The 18,474-nt window shown below is 56.7% G+C and carries 16 protein-coding genes and 2 pseudogenes; 17 read left to right on the forward strand and 1 reads right to left on the reverse strand.

From position 1 onward, the window contains the following. Positions 1-2: 2 nt before the first annotated feature. The 11 genes and pseudogenes from DAQ1742_RS09545 to DAQ1742_RS09595 form a co-directional block, all read left to right on the forward strand. Positions 3-881, forward strand: a complete 879-nt coding sequence (locus DAQ1742_RS09545) for a fumarylacetoacetate hydrolase family protein (protein ID WP_067486966.1) — start codon at positions 3-5, stop codon at positions 879-881. A 40-nt stretch (positions 882-921) separates the two neighbouring features. After that, positions 922-1,965 carry a [citrate (pro-3S)-lyase] ligase gene (citC, locus tag DAQ1742_RS09550; protein WP_035342607.1) on the forward strand — a complete coding sequence of 348 codons (1,044 nt, stop codon included), beginning with the start codon at positions 922-924 and terminating at the stop codon, positions 1,963-1,965. A 33-nt stretch (positions 1,966-1,998) separates the two neighbouring features. Further along, positions 1,999-2,289: a citrate lyase acyl carrier protein gene (gene citD, locus DAQ1742_RS09555; protein WP_035342605.1), complete on the forward strand. Its 291-nt coding sequence runs from the start codon at positions 1,999-2,001 to the stop codon at positions 2,287-2,289. After that, complete coding sequence (gene citE, locus DAQ1742_RS09560) at positions 2,289-3,179, forward strand: citrate (pro-3S)-lyase subunit beta (protein ID WP_035342603.1); 891 nt, start codon at positions 2,289-2,291, stop codon at positions 3,177-3,179. The genes citD and citE overlap by 1 nt, the downstream gene beginning before the upstream one ends. A gap of 26 nt (positions 3,180-3,205) precedes the next feature. Beyond that, positions 3,206-4,726 (forward strand): citrate lyase subunit alpha, encoded by a 1,521-nt coding sequence (gene citF / locus DAQ1742_RS09565; RefSeq protein ID WP_180706318.1) that lies wholly within the window; start codon positions 3,206-3,208, stop codon positions 4,724-4,726. Between the two features lie 9 nt (positions 4,727-4,735). Continuing rightward, positions 4,736-5,281, forward strand: coding sequence for a citrate lyase holo-[acyl-carrier protein] synthase (citX, locus tag DAQ1742_RS09570; protein WP_067486410.1), 546 nt, complete (start codon positions 4,736-4,738; stop codon positions 5,279-5,281). Then, positions 5,259-6,137 (forward strand): triphosphoribosyl-dephospho-CoA synthase CitG, encoded by an 879-nt coding sequence (gene citG, locus DAQ1742_RS09575; RefSeq protein ID WP_180706295.1) that lies wholly within the window; start codon positions 5,259-5,261, stop codon positions 6,135-6,137. Before citX ends, citG begins: the two co-directional genes overlap by 23 nt. 431 nt (positions 6,138-6,568) lie before the next feature. Then, a complete protein-coding gene (locus DAQ1742_RS09580; RefSeq protein ID WP_035341752.1) occupies positions 6,569-7,321 on the forward strand; it encodes a flagellar brake protein in 753 nt (250 codons plus the stop codon). A gap of 305 nt (positions 7,322-7,626) precedes the next feature. After that, positions 7,627-7,773 (forward strand): hypothetical protein, encoded by a 147-nt coding sequence (locus DAQ1742_RS09585; RefSeq protein ID WP_158513813.1) that lies wholly within the window; start codon positions 7,627-7,629, stop codon positions 7,771-7,773. Then, on the forward strand, positions 7,763-9,127 hold the full coding sequence (locus tag DAQ1742_RS09590; protein ID WP_067486932.1) for an APC family permease: 1,365 nt from the start codon (positions 7,763-7,765) through the stop codon (positions 9,125-9,127). The genes DAQ1742_RS09585 and DAQ1742_RS09590 overlap by 11 nt, the downstream gene beginning before the upstream one ends. A gap of 125 nt (positions 9,128-9,252) precedes the next feature. Beyond that, positions 9,253-9,690: pseudogene (locus DAQ1742_RS09595) on the forward strand (transposase domain-containing protein); the annotation flags it as partial. A gap of 106 nt (positions 9,691-9,796) precedes the next feature. Here the strand turns inward: DAQ1742_RS09595 and sbcB are convergent. Further along, on the reverse strand, positions 9,797-11,227 hold the full coding sequence (sbcB, locus tag DAQ1742_RS09600) for an exodeoxyribonuclease I (RefSeq protein ID WP_232046621.1): 1,431 nt from the start codon (positions 11,225-11,227) through the stop codon (positions 9,797-9,799). A 309-nt stretch (positions 11,228-11,536) separates the two neighbouring features. On the opposite strand from sbcB, the gene DAQ1742_RS09605 reads away from it, so the two are divergent. The 6 genes and pseudogenes from DAQ1742_RS09605 (at position 11,537) to kdsB (ending at position 18,323) form a co-directional block, all read left to right on the forward strand. Next, positions 11,537-11,875 carry a DUF496 family protein gene (locus DAQ1742_RS09605; RefSeq protein ID WP_035341759.1) on the forward strand — a complete coding sequence of 113 codons (339 nt, stop codon included), beginning with the start codon at positions 11,537-11,539 and terminating at the stop codon, positions 11,873-11,875. Between the two features lie 414 nt (positions 11,876-12,289). Next, positions 12,290-14,541 (forward strand): annotated as a pseudogene (locus DAQ1742_RS09610) (ComEC family protein). Positions 14,542-14,578: 37 nt separating this feature from the next. Further along, a complete protein-coding gene (gene msbA / locus DAQ1742_RS09615; protein WP_035341763.1) occupies positions 14,579-16,327 on the forward strand; it encodes a lipid A ABC transporter ATP-binding protein/permease MsbA in 1,749 nt (582 codons plus the stop codon). 13 nt (positions 16,328-16,340) lie between these two features. Beyond that, the gene (gene lpxK / locus DAQ1742_RS09620) at positions 16,341-17,351 is read left to right on the forward strand and encodes a tetraacyldisaccharide 4'-kinase (protein ID WP_180706297.1); all 1,011 of its coding nucleotides are present in this window, start codon (positions 16,341-16,343) and stop codon (positions 17,349-17,351) included. A gap of 40 nt (positions 17,352-17,391) precedes the next feature. After that, the gene (locus tag DAQ1742_RS09625; protein ID WP_035341770.1) at positions 17,392-17,574 is read left to right on the forward strand and encodes a Trm112 family protein; all 183 of its coding nucleotides are present in this window, start codon (positions 17,392-17,394) and stop codon (positions 17,572-17,574) included. Beyond that, entirely contained in the window at positions 17,574-18,323 is a 750-nt protein-coding gene (gene kdsB / locus DAQ1742_RS09630) for a 3-deoxy-manno-octulosonate cytidylyltransferase (protein WP_035341772.1), read from the forward strand. The genes DAQ1742_RS09625 and kdsB overlap by 1 nt, the downstream gene beginning before the upstream one ends. Positions 18,324-18,474: the final 151 nt, after the last annotated feature.

Here is an 18,474-nt window from a genome sequence, read left to right on the forward strand (position 1 = left end):
TTATGAAACTTGCAAGTTATCGCCATCACGGCAACAACAGTTACGGTATTTACACCTCCGCCGGGCTGATTGATTTGGGCCGCCGCCTGGGCGGACGCTACCCCGACCTGAAAGCCCTGCTGGCCGGTCAGGCGCTCCATGAGGCCGCCGCCTTCCAGGGAGAGACCCCGGATGTGGCCGTCGCCGACGTCACCTTTCTGCCGGTGATTGTCTCGCCCTCCAAAATCCTCTGCGTCGGCATGAACTACGCCGACAAGCGCAAGGAGTTCAACGAGCTGAACCCGGCCCCGACCCTGTTCGTGCGCTTCCCGGATTCGCAGACCGGCCACGGCACCCCGGTGCTCAAGCCGCACTACTCCAGCGAGTTTGACTACGAGGGCGAGCTGGCGGTCATCATCGGCCGCGACGGGCAGAACATCGCCCGTGACGAGGCGCTCGAATTTGTCGCCGGTTACAGCTGCTACATGGACGGCTCGGCGCGTGACTGGCAGCACAGTTGGTTCACGGCGGGCAAGAACTGGCAGAAGACCGGCGCATTCGGGCCGTACCTGACCACCCGTGACGAAATCCCCGACCCGCACGCGCTGGCCATCCGCACCTACCTGAACGGGCGCATGGTGCAGGATGACACCACGGCGAGCATGATCCACAAGGTGGCGGACCTGATTGAGTACATCAGCACCTTCACCGCGCTCAGTGCCGGTGACGTCATCATTACCGGGTCGCCGGGCGGGGTGGGCAAGAAGCGTAATCCGCCGCTGTTCATGCAGCCGGGTGACAGCATCGAGGTGGAGATAGAGCATGTCGGCCACCTGCGTAACACCATCGGCGAAGCCGCGCGGCCGGTCAGGGCGCGTCAGGCCGTTGCCGTCGGTCACTGAGTCGCCCGGTCGGGCCGCGAGCAACCAGCAGGATACCCCCATGTATGCCGATGAGAGTGTGACATTTACCCCCCACGAGGTGGCGCGCCACCCCCGGGTGCTGACGGACGTCGGGCCGCTGCTGGCGCGTTGTCAGCTGGGCCTGGACGACGATATCGAATTTTTTGTGGTGGGCCGCCATCAGGGGCGCGTGGTGGCGTGCGCCGGGCTGTGCGCGAGCACCATCAAGTGCGTGGCGGTGGACCCGGACTACCGCGAGCTGAGTCTGGGGGTGACGATAGTCAACGAGGTGGTGCAGTTTGCCGCCGGTCGCGGGCTGTTCCACCTGTTTCTCTACACGCGGCCCTGCAACGTGCCGGTGTTCCGGGGCTGCGGGTTTTACCCGCTGGCCTGTTACGAGGACCAGGCGGTGCTGATGGAGAACACGCCGATAGGTATCCGGCAGTATTGCCAGACGCTGGCGGCGCAGGCGAAGCCGGGGGCGCACATCGGGGGTATCGTGATGAACGCCAACCCGTTTACGCTGGGGCACCGCTATCTGGCGGAGCAGGCGGCAGCGGCGTGCGACTGGCTGCATATCTTCGTGGTGCGCGAGGATGCGTCGTTCTTTCCGTTCAGTGAGCGGCTGGCGATGGTGCAGCAGGGGGTGTCGCACATCCCGAACCTGACGGTGCATGCCGGGTCGCACTACCTGATATCGAAGGCGACCTTTCCGGGGTATTTTCTCAAGGAGGCGCAGCGCATCACCGAGGCGCACGCGGCGCTGGATTTGATTATCTTCCGGCGTTACATCGCCCCGGCGCTGGGTATCACACGGCGTTTTGTCGGCACCGAGCCGTTCTGCCCGGTGACACACCACTACAATGCGGCGATGCACCACTGGCTGGAGCAGCCGGGCCGGGTGGCGGCCCCGGCGCTGGCGGTGGTGGAAATCGAGCGCACGCGGGAAGCGGCGGGGCGGGCGATATCGGCCTCGGAGGTGAGGCGGCTGCTGGCGCAGCGGGAGTTCGAGGCTATCCGCGAGAGAGTGCCGGCCACCACATTTGTGCAGTTACAGCGCTATGGCGAGCTCGCCTGCGCGTAACGCGTTTTTAGGTATCAAGCAGGTAACCATACCATGAATATAATCAAGGAAGCCCTGGCGGGCACCTTCGAGTCCAGCGACCTGCTGGTGAAGGTGGCGCCGGCCGAGGGTGCGCTGACCGTGGTCATCAACAGCGAGGTCATCAAGCAGTTTGGCGGGCAGATACGGCAGGTGGTGGACGAGACGCTGCACCGGCTGGGCGTGACGTCCGGCACGGTGGTGGTGGACGACAAGGGGGCGCTGGACTGTGTGATACGCGCCCGGGTGCAGAGTGCGGTGCTGCGCGCTGCCGGTATTGACGAGATAGCGTGGGAGAAGCTGTGATGAGTGCGAGCGAACCGAAAAAACTGCGGCGCAGCATGCTGTTTTTGCCGGGGGCGAATGCGGCCATGCTGTCCAACGCCTTCATCTACCAGCCCGACTCCATCATGTTCGACCTGGAGGATGCGGTGTCACTGCGCGAGAAGGACACGGCGCGGCTGCTGGTGTACCACGCGCTGCAACACCCGATGTACCGGGAGATTGAAACCGTGGTGCGCATCAACCAGCTGAACACGCCGTTCGGGCTGAAAGACCTGGAAGCGGCGGTGCGCGGCGGGGTGGATGTGATACGCCTGCCGAAGACCGACTCCACCGATGATGTGGACGAGCTGGAGCACCATCTGGTGCGTATCGAGAAGGCGTGCGGGCGGGAAGTGGGCTCGACGCGCATCATGGCGGCCATCGAGTCGGCGGTCGGGGTGATTAACGCGGTGTCGATTGCACGCTCGTCCGAGCGCATGATTGGCATTGCGCTGGCGGCGTTCGACTACGTGATGGACATGCAGACCGAGCGCGGCGACGGCACGGAGCTGTTCTATGCGCGCTGCGCGGTGCTGCATGCGGCGCGGGCGGCGGGTATTGACGCATTTGACGTGGTGTACTCGAACGTGAGCGACGAGGCGGGCTTTCTGAAGGAAGTGGACCTGATACGCCGGCTGGGCTTTAACGGCAAGTCACTGATTAACCCGCGCCAGATAGAGCTGCTGCACAACGCCTATGCGCCGACGCAGGACGAGGTGGACTACGCCCATCTGGTCATCGAGGCGGCGCAGGAGGGTGAGCGGGCCGGGCTGGGGGTGATATCGCTGAACGGCAAGATGATAGATGCGCCGATAATCGACCATGCGCGGCGGGTCATCGAGCGGGCGCGTGCGTCCGGCGTGCGCAAGTAAGGCGCGGAACAGACAGGACTGGAATGATGAGCAACATGATAGAAGCACTGCAACAGCAGTATGCGCGACTGGACCACCTGCGCCCGTTTACGGGGGCGAACAGCGCCACGCCGTGGCTGGACGACCTGACGGCGAAGCACGAGCGCAAGCTGTGTGCCGGCCTGGAAGAGGCGGTACGCAAGAGCGGGCTGCAGGACGGGATGACGATTTCGTTCCACCACGCGTTCCGCGAAGGGGACAAGGTGATAAACCGGGTGGTGGAGACGCTGGCGCAGATGGGGTTTAAAAACCTGACGCTGGCGTCGAGCTCGCTGATGACCTGCAACGCGCCGCTGATAGAGCACATCCGCAACGGCGTCATCACCCGTATCTACACCTCGGGGATGCGCGGCAGGCTGGCGGACGCGATATCGCACGGTCTGATGGCGGAGCCGGTGCACATCCACTCGCACGGCGGGCGGGTGCACCTGCTGCAAAGCGGGGAACTGAAGATAGACGTGGCGTTTCTCGGGGTGCCGGCGAGCGACGAGTTCGGCAATGCCAACGGCACGGCGGGGACATCGCGCTGCGGGTCGCTGGGGTATGCGATGGTGGACGCGCAGTATGCGAAGACGGTGGTGCTGCTGACGGAGAGTCTGGTGCCGTTCCCGAACCTGCCGGCGAGCATCGTGCAGGACCAGGTGGATTTTGTGGTGCCGGTGGACGAAGTGGGCGACCCGGCGAAAATCAGCGTGGGGGCGGCGCGCGTGACCAGCAACCCGCGCGAGCTGCTGATAGCGCGGCGGGCGGCGGACGTTATCGAGCACTCGGGGTACTTTAAGCACGGCTTCTCGATGCAGACCGGCTCGGGGGCGGCCTCGACGGCGTGCACGCGTTTTCTGGAAGAGCGAATGCAGAAGCAGGGCGTGGTGGCGCGGTTTGCGCTGGGCGGCATCACCGGGAGTCTGGTGGATTTGCACGAGAAGGGGCTGATAGAGACGCTGCTGGACACGCAGTGCTTTGACGCGAACGCGGCGGCATCGCTGGCGAAGAACCCGCAGCACGTGGAAATCTCGACCAACGTGTACGCGAACCCGAGTGCGAAGGCGGCGTGCTGCGACCAGCTGGACGTGGTGATATTGAGTGCGCTGGAAATCGACACGCAGTTCAACGTGAATGTCATCACCGGGTCGGACGGGGTGATGCGCGGGGCGTCGGGCGGTCACTGTGACGTGGCGACGGCGGCGAACCTGACGATAGTGGTGGCGCCGCTGATACGCAGCCGCATTCCGACGGTGGTGCGTCAGGTGACGACGTGCGTGACGCCGGGCAGCGCGATAGACGTGCTGGTGACGGACCACGGCATAGCGGTGAACCCGCTGCGCCCGGAGGTGGCGGCACGGCTGACGGCGGCGGGCCTGAGCGTGATGTCGATTGACGAGCTGTACCAGCGTGCGGTGGCGCTGGCGGGTGAGCCGAAGGCGATTGAGTTCCACGAGCGCATCGTGGGGGTGATCCGCTACCGTGACGGCAGCGTGATTGATGTGGTGCGTCAGGTAAAGGACTGAGCCGGGCGTATGAGTGAAACTATCCTGACAGAGAGCCCGGTGCAAGCCGGGCTGACCGCGGTACTGGCGGCGAAGGAGCAGCGACACGCACGTCAGCAGACGCTGCTGACGCGTTACGGGCAGACAGTGGTGTCGTTGACGCTGGTCACACCGGGGCCGGTGAAAGACACACCGTTGTATCGCCAGGCGATGGTGCAGGCGCTGTCGGCGCTGGATGACCTGTGCCGGGCACGGGGCTGGGCGGTGCGTGAGCAGCAACTGCACTGGCTGGCGACAGGGGCGGAAGCCTTGTGGGTGGTGGAGAAGGATGCGCTGAGCGTGAAGGCGGCGCTGATAGCGGTGGAAGAGCAGCACCCGCTGGGCCGACTGTGGGATTTCGATGTGCTGGGGCCGCAGACCGGGGTGGTGAGCCGGACATTGCTGGCGCACGGGCCGCGTCGCTGTCTGCTGTGCGATGAAGCGGCGCACGCCTGTGCGCGCTCAAGGCGTCATCCGCTGCCTGAGGTGCTGGCGGCCATAGAGGAGCGGCTGCATGGCTGGTTTGACGGTCTCTGAGGCGCTGACCGGCGGTGTGAATGAACCGGGCGGGCTGCCGGACATCCACCAGCGGGTGGTGGTGGCGCTGACGCACGAGGTGCAACTGACGCCAAAACCGGGGCTGGTGGATGGTGCCAACAGCGGGTCACACCGCGACATGGACATGGGCACGTTCGAGGCGAGCATTGCGGCGCTGTCGCCGTGGTTTGCACGCTTTACCGCCGCAGGCTGGCAGCATCGCCACCTGCCGCTGGCGCAACTGCTGGCGCGGGTGCGCCCGGTGGGGCTGGCGGCGGAGCAGGCGATGCACGCGGCAACGGGCGGGGTGAACACGCACAAGGGCGGCATTTTTGCCTTTGGTCTGGTGTGCAGCGCGGCGGGCTGGCTGGCAGGACGCGGCGAGCGCCTGAGCCGCGCATCGCTGTGTGCAAGCGTGGCGCAGATGAGCGCGGGGCTGGTGGAAACGGAGCTGGCCGGTGGTGCGCTGGCGGTGACGGCGGGTGAGCGGTTGTACCGCGAGCTCGGGCTGACGGGGGCGCGGGGTGAGGCGGCGAGCGGCTTTGCCACGGTGCGGCGCTACAGCCTGCCGGCGTATCTGGCGGCGCGTGCGCGGGGTGTGGCGGAGCGCGAGGCACTGCTGCACACGCTGGTGGTGCTGATGGCGCACAACCGGGATACCAACGTGGTGTCGCGCGGCGGGCTGGCGGGGTTGTCGCTGGTGCAGCGTCTGGCGCGGGAGCAGTTATCCGCCGGGGTGACGGTGGCGGGGCTTGAGGCGATGGACAGGATACTGATTGCGCAAAACCTGAGCCCGGGCGGCAGTGCCGACCTGCTGGCGCTCACCTGGCTGCTGGCCGGTTATCCGGCGCTGTGATATCGACAAATGACAGAGGTCAGCACGGAAATGTCGCAGCCTCTGTCGATACTTTCTCACGCCCTCAGCACATGTTCTCTTCATCATGGCTGACGCTGTGGCATTGTGGTTCACCGGGCCACGGTGCCTGTCTTGCTTGTTGCTGTCTGTTTGCCTGAATTCTCTGGTTGCATGTTAGCCTGGCCCTGCCACGTTATCGTACGGATGTTTCCCTGATTTCCCCATTGTCTGTTCCTTCCTCTGGGATACCTGTTAAGGCTATCCATTATTCTGCCCCCTGATAATAAACTGTGCTATCTGATGATAGTGGGTATAACGAATGCACGAATAGCCCTAAAGTCGATTGCACATCTGTCGATACTAGTGCCATGCTGTATCCTGGGAACTCAGGGACACGGATTGATGCGTTAACCATTCAATTAACGGTGGGGATGGATGTAGTGGATAACAATACGAAAGAACAGTTCGCCCGGCGTAATAAAATGGCGATTTGCGCCACCTTGCGCGGACTGCAAAAACAGAATACCACGGTGATGGTATATCACACCCATGGTCAGTTCATTAGCAAGATCCTGTCGGTCGATGCAGACGAGGGTGAGTTTTTGTTCGACCTGGGTGCGCTTGAGCGTGAGAATAGTCGTGCGCTCTTTGCCGGAGAGCTTGAGTTTATGGCTGAAAGTGCCGGTGCCAAGATAGAATTCCGCTCCACTATCATCAGGGCTGATGAATATGATGATTTGCCCGCCTTTTGCGCAGCGATCCCGGATGTGCTGTATAACATTCAACGCCGTAACTTTTTCCGTATTAATTCCCCCGCCTGGCCGCCGATGATGTGTCGCGGTGAGTTGCCAGATAACAACCAGTTCGAGTTTAGCCTCAAAGATCTGTCGCTCGGTGGATTGAGCATGTATACCGACAATAAAGAGACGGTGGCGCAATTTAAGCCCGGCATGGTGCTAAAAAGCGTTGATGTCGATTTAGCCAGTTATGGGCAATTTTGCCTGGATTTACAATTTGTTAATCACGCGACGACCAAGGTGCTCGATGGCAAGGGTGATGTAAGGCAAATTGAGCGATTGAGTTTCAAATTTGTGTCATTAACCGCCGTTCAGGAACGAGGGCTTCAGCAAGTGATTACTGAGCTTGAACTGGATCAGAACGAAAAGCGTAAACGGCTGCGTTAATGGTGTGGATCCAGGGGAAAAAAATGGCCGGATGCTTTCGCAGGTCTTGTCTCTGATTGCCGACTGGGGCAAAATACGCGCCCTGAAAAAACCGGCGTTTCTTTGAAAACGTCGGTTATTTTTTTGTACATCACGCAAGAGGCTGGCGTTGCAAACGCCGGACAGATATCAGCAAAACGTTGCGATGGCGCGACGTCGAATTAAAGAGAGACATAATGGGGCGAACTGTTGTTTTGGAGCCGGTGCCTGCCGGCTGGCGCAGTGGTAAAAACGCCGTTCTGGCGTGTGCTGTGTCGGGAAGGGGTATGACTCAGCCTGAGGGTGAACGTACCTTTTATCCCACCCGCTTGGGGATAAGTGAATATCCGGTGATTTCACCGATGATGACCCTGGCAGCCTTGGCTGCTGATGTGACCGTCGTTTTCCACGGAGCCTTGCGCCATGACAACTGAGACTTCAGCCCCGGCAACTTCACGCGTACAACTGCGCAAAACACTCACTCTGCTACCGGTCGTGATGATGGGGCTGGCGTATATGCAGCCGATGACATTATTTGATACGTTCGGTATTGTCTCAGGGCTGACGGATGGGCATGTCGCCACAGCTTATTCGTTTGCATTGATTGCTATTTTGTTTACCGCGCTCAGTTACGGCAAACTGGTTCGCCGTTTTCCGTCCGCCGGTTCAGCGTATACCTATGCGCAAAAAGCCATCAGCCCGACGATAGGGTTCATGGTTGGCTGGTCATCCTTGCTGGATTACCTGTTCATGCCAATGATCAACATCCTGCTGGCGAAAATTTACTTTGAAACGCTTATTCCCGGCATTCCATCCTGGATTTTCGTCGTGCTGCTGGTCGGTTTTATGACGCTATCCAACCTGCGCGGCATTAAGACAGTTGCTAATTTTAACAGCCTGATCGTGGTATTTCAGGTCGCCGTGATGGTCGCTATCACCAGTATGGTGATTTATGGTGTCGTGAATGGCGAAGGCGCGGGAACGCTGGTGAGTAGCCGCCCGTTCTGGACTGAAAATTCGCATGTCGTACCGATGATTACCGGTGCAACCATTCTGTGCTTCTCTTTCCTCGGTTTTGACGGCATCAGCTCGCTGTCAGAGGAAACCAAGGATGCGGAGCGAGTGATACCGAAGGCGATTTTCCTCACGGCGCTTATCGGTGGGGTTATCTTCATTGTGGTGTCATATTTCCTGCAACTCTATTTCCCGGATATATCACGCTTTAAAAATCCAGATGCCTCGCAACCGGAAATCATGCTCTATGTCGCGGGCAAAACCTTCCAGTTCGGCATTCTGATCTTTTCTTGTGTCACGGTGCTGGCTTCTGGCATGGCAGCGCATGCGGGGGTATCACGCCTGATGTATGTGATGGGGCGCGACGGTGTTTTCCCTGAGCGTTTCTTTGGGTATGTGCACCCAGGCTGGCGTACACCGGCGTTAAACGTATTATTGGTAGGAGTGATTGCACTTTCTGCCATTTCGTTTGATTTGGTGACAGCCACAGCGTTGATTAACTTTGGTGCGCTGGTTGCATTTAGCTTTGTAAACCTGTCGGTTATCTCCCAGTTTTATATTCGTGAGCGCCGCAATAAAACGCTGAAAGATACGCTGAACTATCTGATTCTGCCGGTAATGGGCGCGCTGACAGTAGGTGCGCTGTGGTTGAATCTGGAACGCACCTCAATGACCCTGGGGCTGGTATGGGCGGCTGTCGGCCTGCTGTATCTGGCCTTTGTGACTCGCAGCTTTAGACTGCCGGTTCCTCAGTACGATGAGGATTTAGCCTAAGCGACATGGCTGGGCCTATGGTGAAACAGGCTCTTGCAGGAGTAATGTCAGTCAGTTAAGGATCCGTTGACCGATCCAGTGGTTGTGTAAGGATCCGGAAATGTTCACCCGTTTCCGGATTTTTTATGCACATTGCACAGGCGCTGGACCTCGTCTCCCGCTACGATTCACTACGTAATCCGATGACCTCTCTGGGCGATTTTCTTGACCCGGAACTCATTTCCCGCTGTCTTGCCGAATCCGGCACCGTCACCCTGCGTAAGCATCGCCTCCCGCTGGAAATGATGGTCTGGTGTATCGTTGGCATGGCGCTGGAGCGCAAGGAGCCCTTGCATCATATCGTTAATCGTCTCGATATCCTGTTGCCCGGCGACCGTCCTTTCGTCGCCCCCGGCGCGGTTTCCAGGCTGGGCAGCGAGGCCGTCCGCCGTGTTTTCACGCAGACCGCGCAACTGTGGCACCGTGACACACCGCATCCCCACTGGTGCGGCCTGACCCTGCTGGCGGTGGATGGCGTGGTCTGGCGCACGCCGGATACGCCGGAGAATGACGCGGCCTTCCCGGGAATGGTGAAGGAAAGATCGCATAAATACGGAAAAGCGCATAAAAATGCCAGTCAGTGGCTTAACTGACTGGCATGAGCTCCTGCGGGAGCCTGTTTTTTCATGATTATGCCAGCAGTTGTTGCGCGTAGTTAAACAGCGCTTTGAGCAATGCCTGCTTGCTCTCATCACCGGCATGAAGTTGGTAAAGTTCATCCAGAGAGTGCGAATAGGCTTGTAAGCGCTCAGGCGTGAAAACGTCTCGTCTATGTGCCAGCCAGCGCTGTTGCTCTGCTTCATCAAGCGTGCCGGGGTAGTTGCGGGCACGATAACGAAATAACAACTCCTCAATTCGCCCATCGACAAACTTCAGATTCAGCGCGGGGAGATTCTGTGCTGAGGTAGTGCGAATAATGGCCATGGCAGCCCGGTCGGCATCACCGAAAAAGCCGCTATAAAGCTGCATGTCTACATCGTTTTCCCCGACGTATGGGGCAGCTTCAGCAAACAATGCGACCACTTTTTCACGCACTTCATGATGTTGCCGCAGCAGTTGCAGATTATTCAGGCAATGCTGGCGGTCAATACCCAACCGTTCTGCATCCTCTGGTCGCAATGTACTGGCCGGAGCCAGAACCGGGCATTTATTGATATGCACCAGTTTAATTGGCACGGGGGATTCGGTTTCCGCCAGCAGGTCGCGGCGGGTATAAAGCCGGGTTCTCAGTTCATCGGCATTCAGTTCCAGCAAGGGGGCAATATCGCCAGCCAGATCACAGACGATAACGGCGTTACGATTATCCGGGTGCCATGCCAGCGGCACAATCCAACTGGTGTTACCGCGCGCTGCGCCAAACATGCCAGAAACATGCACTAATGGTTTCATGTTGGGAATGTCGATTAAGGTATTAACCTTATTTTTGTTCCGCAACTGATAGAGATAATCGAACAATTTAGGCTGGGCGTGTTTAAGCAGGCGTGCCATGGCTATTGTGGCGTACACGTCTGACATCGCATCATGAGCGTGTGTGTGCTCGATATTATTCGCACGGGTCAAGTGTTCGAGTCTGAAGCTTGGGAAACCTTCATCATTCTCAGGCCAGATAATGCCTTGCGGACGCAGCGCGTAACAGGCACGCAGCATATCCAGCAAGTCCCAGCGTGAATTGCCATGTTGCCAGCTATAGGCATAAGGATCGAAGAAGTTACGGTAAAACAGGTTGCGACTAACTTCGTCATCAAACCGAATATTGTTATACCCCATAATGCAAGTGCCGGGCACACTGAAGAGGTCGTGTATCCGGCGGGCGAACTCAGCTTCACGAACGCCGCGCGCACTGGCTATCTGGCGGGTTATGCCGGTTATCATCACTGCTTGCGGGTCGGGCAGGTAATCATCGGAAGGTTGACAATAAAACACTTCCGGTTCGCCTATCACGTTGAAATTTAAATCGGTGCGAACACCAGCGAACTGTGCGGGGCGATCTTTGGCCGGATGCGTACCAAAGGTTTCATAGTCGTGAATAAAAAAACTGGGTTCGGTGTGTGAATGATGCACGGTTTCTCTCTGTGGCCTGAAATCAGATAAGGCACGGTTTTGGTAACGGATGCTGGCAAATAATGCAAGACAGCCATGGTAAACCATCCGGCTTTCTGGCAGAAGCTGGAATCGCTGATGCCCTTGCCCCTTCAGGGTGTTGAATCGAGTCAGGTTCCAGCCGCGCCACGCAGTGACGTGGTGCACATAAAGGCAACAGTTGCACTTGAAATCGGGGAAAACGCCCTTGTCGTCGGGGTGGCTAAGCGGTATGGTTAACACAGGCAATTTGCGCATAACGAATTTTGACAGTTAATGAAGGGTAGAGAAATGGATAAAGGTAACACTAAGCCATGCTTCCAGGATGTACTGGAATTTGTGCGTATGTTCCGTCGTAAGAACAAGTTGCAGCGTGAAATCACGGATAATGAAAAGAAAGTCCGCGATAACCAGAAGCGCGTGCTGCTGTTAGATAACCTGAGCGAATACATTAAACCGGGCATGTCCATTGAGGATATCCAGAATATTATTGCCAATATGCGCGGTGACTATGAAGATCGCGTCGATGAGTACATCATCAAAAATGCCGAGCTCTCAAAAGAGCGTCGCGAACTGTCACGCCGTATTAAAGAAATGGGTGAAATTAAAGCGCCGGTCGAAACGAAATAATGTGTCTATCATCAGGGCCTTGCCGGCCCTGATGTGTTTTTTCCTTGAACGTTCAGTCTGTTCAATCATTTCAGTCTCTCCCCGTCTAAATCAATAACAGCTCGCAGTTGGTCTTACAGCCACTGCCTATTGTCTGGCTCCGCCTACCGATCACCGTGTATTAACGCTATTTTCTGAGAGATACCATCCGGCCTGTGCCGGGTATTCGTCAATCCTCCTCTTCTCTTTTCGGTTATCAATGCGAGTGGCTGCGCACTTTTAATATTGATTTATGGTTGTACAGCTTTTTTTTGCGAGGCTGATTCCTTGGCTGTTATCCATGCCTCGCGCTGGCCGTGGTGTGCTGGCAGAGTGTTTGAGCACAAGTCATTACATGGGAATACATTGTGAACAGGGAAGGAGTCGGCTATCAGAATTTCACTCAATCAACTGGCGGTCATTGTGGGAACCGGGCCGCTTGTGCTGTTGGTTGTTCCCATTGTGCCGGAAAAAAGCATGTTCCTGTGGGCGATGCCTTTGCTAGGGCTCATCCGAACACGTTTTGCTCTGCCCGCTCTTATTACCTTGAGCGTGCTTTGGAGCCTATATCACGCTCGGGAGATGTTGAATCAGATAGACCATCTGACTCAACATACGGTGATGGCTCAGGTACGTATTGATAGCGTGCGTTTTCGTCAGGCTGATTCCGGGTATGTGGTTGTGCGCTTGTCGAAGATCAACGGGCATTGGGTCTTTCCGCCGATGTTTGCGCGTGTGGAGCTCACGCCTGTGATGGAAAACTGGTGTGGCGGGCAGGAGTGGATATTGCGCTTGAATTTGCGTCCGGTGCATAGCCGATTAAATGAAGGGAGTTTTGATCGCCAGCGCTGGGCTGTGGCGAAAGCGCAACCACTGACTGCTCGTGTGGTGTCTGCCGAGCCCTTATCATTGGTATGTGGGTTGCGCCAGTCTCTGGTGACGCAGGCCGAACAGCAAACCCGATTATTACCGTGGCGTGCAATCATACTGGCGCTGGCCGTAGGTGAAATGGCGGTTGTTGAGGCGAGCGTGCTGGAGGTGTTACGCCAGACGGGAACATTACATCTGATGGCTATCTCAGGGCTGCATATTGCACTGGCCGCGCTGTTGGGGTGGGGGGTCGCAAGGGTAGGACAAAGCTTGCTACCTGTGCACTGGATCAACCACCGTTTCCCCCAATGGTGTGGGGTGATGTGTGCCTGGGGATATACGTGGCTTGCCGGAGGTAATCCGCCAGCCGTGAGGGCTGCATTGGCACTATCATGCTGGACGCTGTTGCGCTTAAGTAGCCTGTCAGTGTCATCCTGGCAGGTGTGGTTGTGGTGTGTGGCGTTAGTGCTTGTTTTTGACCCACTCAGCGTGTTGTCTGACAGTTTTTGGTTATCGGCCTTAGCCGTTGCTTCTCTTATCTTTTGGTATCAGTGGGTGCCTCTGTCTGAATCTGTGCAGCGCCTTAAGCGCTGGTTTTGGTTACGAGGATTACATGCGCAGGTTGGTATTATGCTGTTGCTGATGCCATTACAGATTCTGTTATTCCAGGGGATTAGCCTGAGTGCATTGCCTGCAAATCTCTGGGCTGTGCCGTTGGTATCACTGGTTACGACCCCGTTAGTCTTGATAGCCTTGTCGCTGATGTGGATTCCCCTGGTTACACAGGGTCTATGGTGGCTGGCTGACAAATCGCTGGTTTTAGTCTTTACTCCGCTGCTGATGTTGCCGTCGTGGTGGTTGCCTTTAGGTCAAGCAATCGTCAGCTTCAGTATCGCCGGATGGATGATGGTGATTGTCTGGCGTTTTAGCTGGTGGCGGATATACCCACTGAGTGTGCTGGCATTGATACTGATAATGATGCTGCGCCCGAAACCACCCGCGCCTGCGTGGCGAGTGGATATGCTGGATGTCGGGCACGGTCTGGCTGTAGTCATTGAGAAAAACGGCAAAGCCTGGCTTTATGATACCGGCCCTGGCTGGGAAGGTGGTGAGAGTGCCAGCCGCGATATCCTGCCTTACTTAACGTGGCGTGGACTAGAGTTGCAAGGTATTGCCCTCAGTCATAGTCATCTTGATCATCGTGGCGGGCTAATGACGTTACAGCGCCTCTATCCGCAGATCCCGGTCTATAGTTCTCAGCAAGAAGCTGGTCATCGACTCTGTGTGCAGGGTGAACACTGGCGTTGGCAAGGCCTGACATTCCATGTGTTATGGCCGCCTGCACGGGTGGTGAATGCAGGCAACCACGATTCCTGTGTTATCCGCATAGACGATGGACGCTATCGTGTATTGCTAACGGGGGATTTGGAGCAAGAGGATGAGGCCATATTGTTGAAAACCCAGCGTCATGCGCTGGCAGCCGATATTTTGCAAGTGCCTCATCACGGTAGTAATACTTCATCATCGGCCCCATTTGTGCGTGCGGTAGGGGCTAGATGGGTATTATCGTCTAACTCGCGCTATAACCCGTGGCGCTTACCGGCCCAGCGCGTTGTCCGGCGTTATCGCCAAATGGGGTATCCATGGTTCGATACTGCCCATAGCGGTCAGTTAAGTGTGCGTTTTTTCGGCGATGACATACAAATATTGCGCTACAGGGGGGAAATATCCCCCGCTGGTATCATCGGTGGTTTGGCGCAGGTGAGGATAACGAGTAATATATGCGGCTGTTTATCAAAAGCTCAGGTTTATTGCATGATGAATGATAAAGATCTCTCCACCTGGCAGACATTTCGTCGCCTATGGCCGATGATCTCCCCTTATAAAGCCGGGCTGGCCGTTGCAGCGGTGGCTCTGGTGGTTAACGCCGCCGGTGATACATTGATGCTGTCGCTGCTTAAACCCTTATTGGACGATGGCTTTGGCAAAGCCGATCGCAGTGTTTTGGTCTGGATGCCGCTGGCTATCATCGGGCTGATGATTATGCGAGGTCTCTCCAGCTACGTCTCAAGTTATTGTGTGGCTTGGGTTTCGGGCAAGGTGGTGATGAACATGCGTCGCCGTTTATTCAGCCATATTATGGGGATGCCCGTCTCTTTCTTTGACCAGCAATCAACCGGAACACTGTTGTCACGCATTACGTATGATTCCGAGCAGGTAGCGTCCTCTTCATCCAATGCCCTTGTGACGGTGGTCAGAGAAGGTGCGTCGATTCTGGGGCTGTTCGTCCTGATGTTTTGGTACAGCTGGCAGCTATCGCTGATTCTGGTTCTGATTGCACCGATTGTTGCTTACAGTATGCGGGTCGTGTCAAAGCGTTTTCGTAGTATCAGTAAAAACATGCAGAATACCATGGGACTGGTAACGACAAGCGCAGAGCAAATGCTGAAAGGCCATAAAGAAGTGCTGATTTTTGGCGGGCAGAAAGTTGAAATTGAACGTTTTGAGGAAGTCAGCAATCGCATGCGTCAGCAAGGCATGAAGATGGTATCTGCCTCGTCGATTTCTGATCCGATCGTGCAGTTGATAGCGTCGCTGGCACTGGCGTTTGTGTTGTATGCAGCAAGCTTCCCATCGGTAATGGAAACGCTAACCGCAGGGACAATTACCGTGGTGTTTTCATCCATGTTTACGCTGATGCGCCCACTCAAATCGCTCACCAACGTCAATTCTCAGTTTCAGCGAGGGATGGCCGCCTGCCAGACACTGTTTACTATTTTGGATCTGGAGCAGGAAAAAGATACCGGTACTCGCATATTGCAACAGGCGAAAGGCGATATTGTTTTCCAGAACGTGAATTTTGCCTACCCAGGTAAAGAAACACTGGCCTTGCAGGACATTAATCTGCACATACCACCGGGGAAAACGGTCGCGTTAGTGGGGCGCTCAGGTTCGGGTAAATCCACCATCGCCAATTTAATTACCCGCTTTTATGACATTCAGTCCGGTGGCATTTTGGTTGATGGACATGACCTGCGCGAGTATACGCTGGCATCGTTGCGCAGCCAGGTGGCGCTGGTTTCGCAAAACGTGCATCTGTTCAACGATACCATTGCCAATAATATTGCTTATGCCTGTGGCGATAGTTACAGCCGCGAAGACATTGAACGGGCGGCAAAAATGGCCCATGCCATGGATTTCATCAGTAAGCTTGACCAGGGTATGGACACGATAATCGGTGAAAATGGTGTGCTGTTATCTGGCGGTCAACGTCAGCGTATTGCGATTGCCCGTGCGTTGTTGCGTGATTGTCCGATCCTGTTACTGGATGAGGCGACATCAGCATTGGATACCGAATCGGAGCGCGCGATTCAGGCTGCGCTGGATGAGTTGCAGAAAAACCGCACCGCGCTGGTGATAGCGCATCGTCTCTCCACCATTGAGAAAGCCGATGAAATCCTGGTCGTTGAGGATGGGCAAATTATTGAACGTGGGCAGCATGACGACCTGCTGGCACGTAACGGTGCGTATGCTCAGCTACACAAGCTACAGTTTGGCGCGTGACTGAGCCTGACACATGATTGAACGTATCTGGTCAGGGCGCTCGCGACTCTATTGGCTGTTGGTGCCTTTCTCGATGCTTTATGGCGCAATAAGCTACCTTATCCGCATGAGCTATCGCTGTGGCTTTCGCCATGCCTGGCGTGCCCCGGTACCGGTTGTGGTGGTGGGGAACCTGACCGCTGGCGGTAACGGCAAAACGCCAATGGTTATCTGGTTGGTTGAGCGGCTGCAACAGCAGGGTTATCGTGTGGGCGTGGTTTCCCGAGGTTATGGCGGGAAAGTCAGGCGGTATCCTTTATGTGTCACGCCTCAGGTAACGGCACAACAGGCTGGGGATGAGCCGGTGCTGATTTTTCAGCGAACGGGTGCGGCTGTCGCCGTTGCCCCCGACCGTCGGGATGCGATAGACGCGTTACTTGCGCGCCAGCCGCTGGATATCGTGATAACCGATGATGGGCTGCAACACTACGCGCTGTGCCGGGATATGGAACTGGTCGTGGTTGATGGTGTGCGGCGATTTGGTAACGGATGGTGGTTGCCTGCCGGGCCACTGCGCGAGAGGGTATCACGCCTGAAAACGGTTGATGCGGTAATTACCAACGGTGGGCAGGCCGAGGCTGGTGAAATCGCAATGCAACTGGTTGCCCGTGAGGCGGTTAACCTGCTGACGGGGGAACGTCGTTTGGTGTCTGCACTGCCGCCGCTGGTGGCCATGGCTGGGATTGGCCACCCGCCACGTTTCTTTGCCACCCTGCGGGCTCTGGGGGCAACCGTGGTGCAAGAAGTGGCTTTTGCCGATCATCAGCACTGGCAGCCCCGGCAATTGCAAGCGCTGACGACGGGTCTTCATCAGCCGCTGATTATGACGGAGAAAGATGCGGTGAAATGTCGCGCGTTTGCCTGTGCCAACTGGTGGTATTTGCCGGTTGATGCTCAGCTACCTGAACCGGCATCCCGGCTATTGTTGCAAAAAGCAATACAACTTATTGATAAATATCGCAAAGTGAATCAGGTAAAAGGCTAATAAAAGGCCGTTTTTCGAATCACTTGTTGATGGAGGAAGCATGGATCATCGTTTGCTTGAAATCGTGGCATGTCCGGTATGTAACGGAAAACTGGTTTTTGACCAGGAGAAACAAGAGCTGATTTGTAAGGCTGAAGGGCTGGCTTACCCGGTCAGAGACGGCATTCCTGTGCTGCTGGAGAACGAAGCTCGTACACTGACACCCGATGAGATCGCGCAATAATGACCTTTACCGCAATTATTCCAGCCCGCTATGCGTCAACCCGGTTGCCGGGAAAACCGCTGGCGGATATTCATGGTAAACCGATGGTGGTGCACGTCATGGAGCGTGCACGAGAATCGGGTGCGAGTCGGGTGATTGTGGCCACCGATCATGCGGATGTTGCGCGAGCCATTGAGCAGGCTGGCGGCGAGGTCTGCATGACGCGCCCTGAACACAGTTCCGGCACAGAGCGTCTGGCTGAGGTCATCGAGCATTACGGCTTTGCTGATGAAGAGATTGTCGTCAACGTGCAGGGTGACGAGCCGCTGATACCGCCGGTGATTATCCGCCAGGTGGCGGACAATCTGGCCGGTAGTGTCGCAGGGATGGCGACACTGGCCGTCCCGATAACCGGCAGCGAAGAGGCGTTCAACCCCAATGCGGTGAAAGTGGTCACGGATGCGCAAGGTTATGCGCTCTATTTTTCCCGTGCCACCATCCCCTGGGAGCGAGATCGTTTTGCGCAATCTTGCGAAACTATCGGAAATCACTTCCTGCGCCATATTGGCATTTACGCTTATCGTGCCGGTTTTATTCGTCGCTACGTCAGTTGGGCTCCCAGTGAGCTAGAAAAAATCGAAATGCTCGAGCAATTGCGAGTGCTGTGGTACGGCGAGAAGATCCATGTTGCGGTAGCGAAAGAAGTGCCCAGCGTCGGCGTGGATACCCCGGAAGATTTGGCGCGAGTCAGGGTAATGATGGCGGTGTAATGCCGCGCAGGCTTGCCTCTACGATGGCAGTGGTAAAGCCCTGTCTCGATGTAAGGGACGAGCCTGTGGTAAACGTGATGATTCGCGCAGTTGTCATTAAGCGTCTTGGCTGTTGTTGGCAAGACGCTTTTTTATTGCCTGGACGTGACAT

The sequence above is a fragment of the Dickeya aquatica genome (genome assembly GCF_900095885.1).
Classification (GTDB): Bacteria; Pseudomonadota; Gammaproteobacteria; order Enterobacterales; family Enterobacteriaceae; genus Dickeya; species Dickeya aquatica.

Coding starts and splice junctions, on each gene's coding strand:
- DAQ1742_RS09545 (WP_067486966.1), top strand. CDS start 3: ATGAAACTTGCAAGTTATCGCCATCACGGCAACAACAGTTACGGTATT.
- citC (WP_035342607.1), top strand. CDS start 922: ATGTATGCCGATGAGAGTGTGACATTTACCCCCCACGAGGTGGCGCGC.
- citD (WP_035342605.1), top strand. CDS start 1,999: ATGAATATAATCAAGGAAGCCCTGGCGGGCACCTTCGAGTCCAGCGAC.
- citE (WP_035342603.1), top strand. CDS start 2,289: ATGAGTGCGAGCGAACCGAAAAAACTGCGGCGCAGCATGCTGTTTTTG.
- citF (WP_180706318.1), top strand. CDS start 3,206: ATGAGCAACATGATAGAAGCACTGCAACAGCAGTATGCGCGACTGGAC.
- citX (WP_067486410.1), top strand. CDS start 4,736: ATGAGTGAAACTATCCTGACAGAGAGCCCGGTGCAAGCCGGGCTGACC.
- citG (WP_180706295.1), top strand. CDS start 5,259: ATGGCTGGTTTGACGGTCTCTGAGGCGCTGACCGGCGGTGTGAATGAA.
- DAQ1742_RS09580 (WP_035341752.1), top strand. CDS start 6,569: ATGGATGTAGTGGATAACAATACGAAAGAACAGTTCGCCCGGCGTAAT.
- DAQ1742_RS09585 (WP_158513813.1), top strand. CDS start 7,627: ATGACTCAGCCTGAGGGTGAACGTACCTTTTATCCCACCCGCTTGGGG.
- DAQ1742_RS09590 (WP_067486932.1), top strand. CDS start 7,763: ATGACAACTGAGACTTCAGCCCCGGCAACTTCACGCGTACAACTGCGC.
- DAQ1742_RS09605 (WP_035341759.1), top strand. CDS start 11,537: ATGGATAAAGGTAACACTAAGCCATGCTTCCAGGATGTACTGGAATTT.
- msbA (WP_035341763.1), top strand. CDS start 14,579: ATGATGAATGATAAAGATCTCTCCACCTGGCAGACATTTCGTCGCCTA.
- lpxK (WP_180706297.1), top strand. CDS start 16,341: ATGATTGAACGTATCTGGTCAGGGCGCTCGCGACTCTATTGGCTGTTG.
- DAQ1742_RS09625 (WP_035341770.1), top strand. CDS start 17,392: ATGGATCATCGTTTGCTTGAAATCGTGGCATGTCCGGTATGTAACGGA.
- kdsB (WP_035341772.1), top strand. CDS start 17,574: ATGACCTTTACCGCAATTATTCCAGCCCGCTATGCGTCAACCCGGTTG.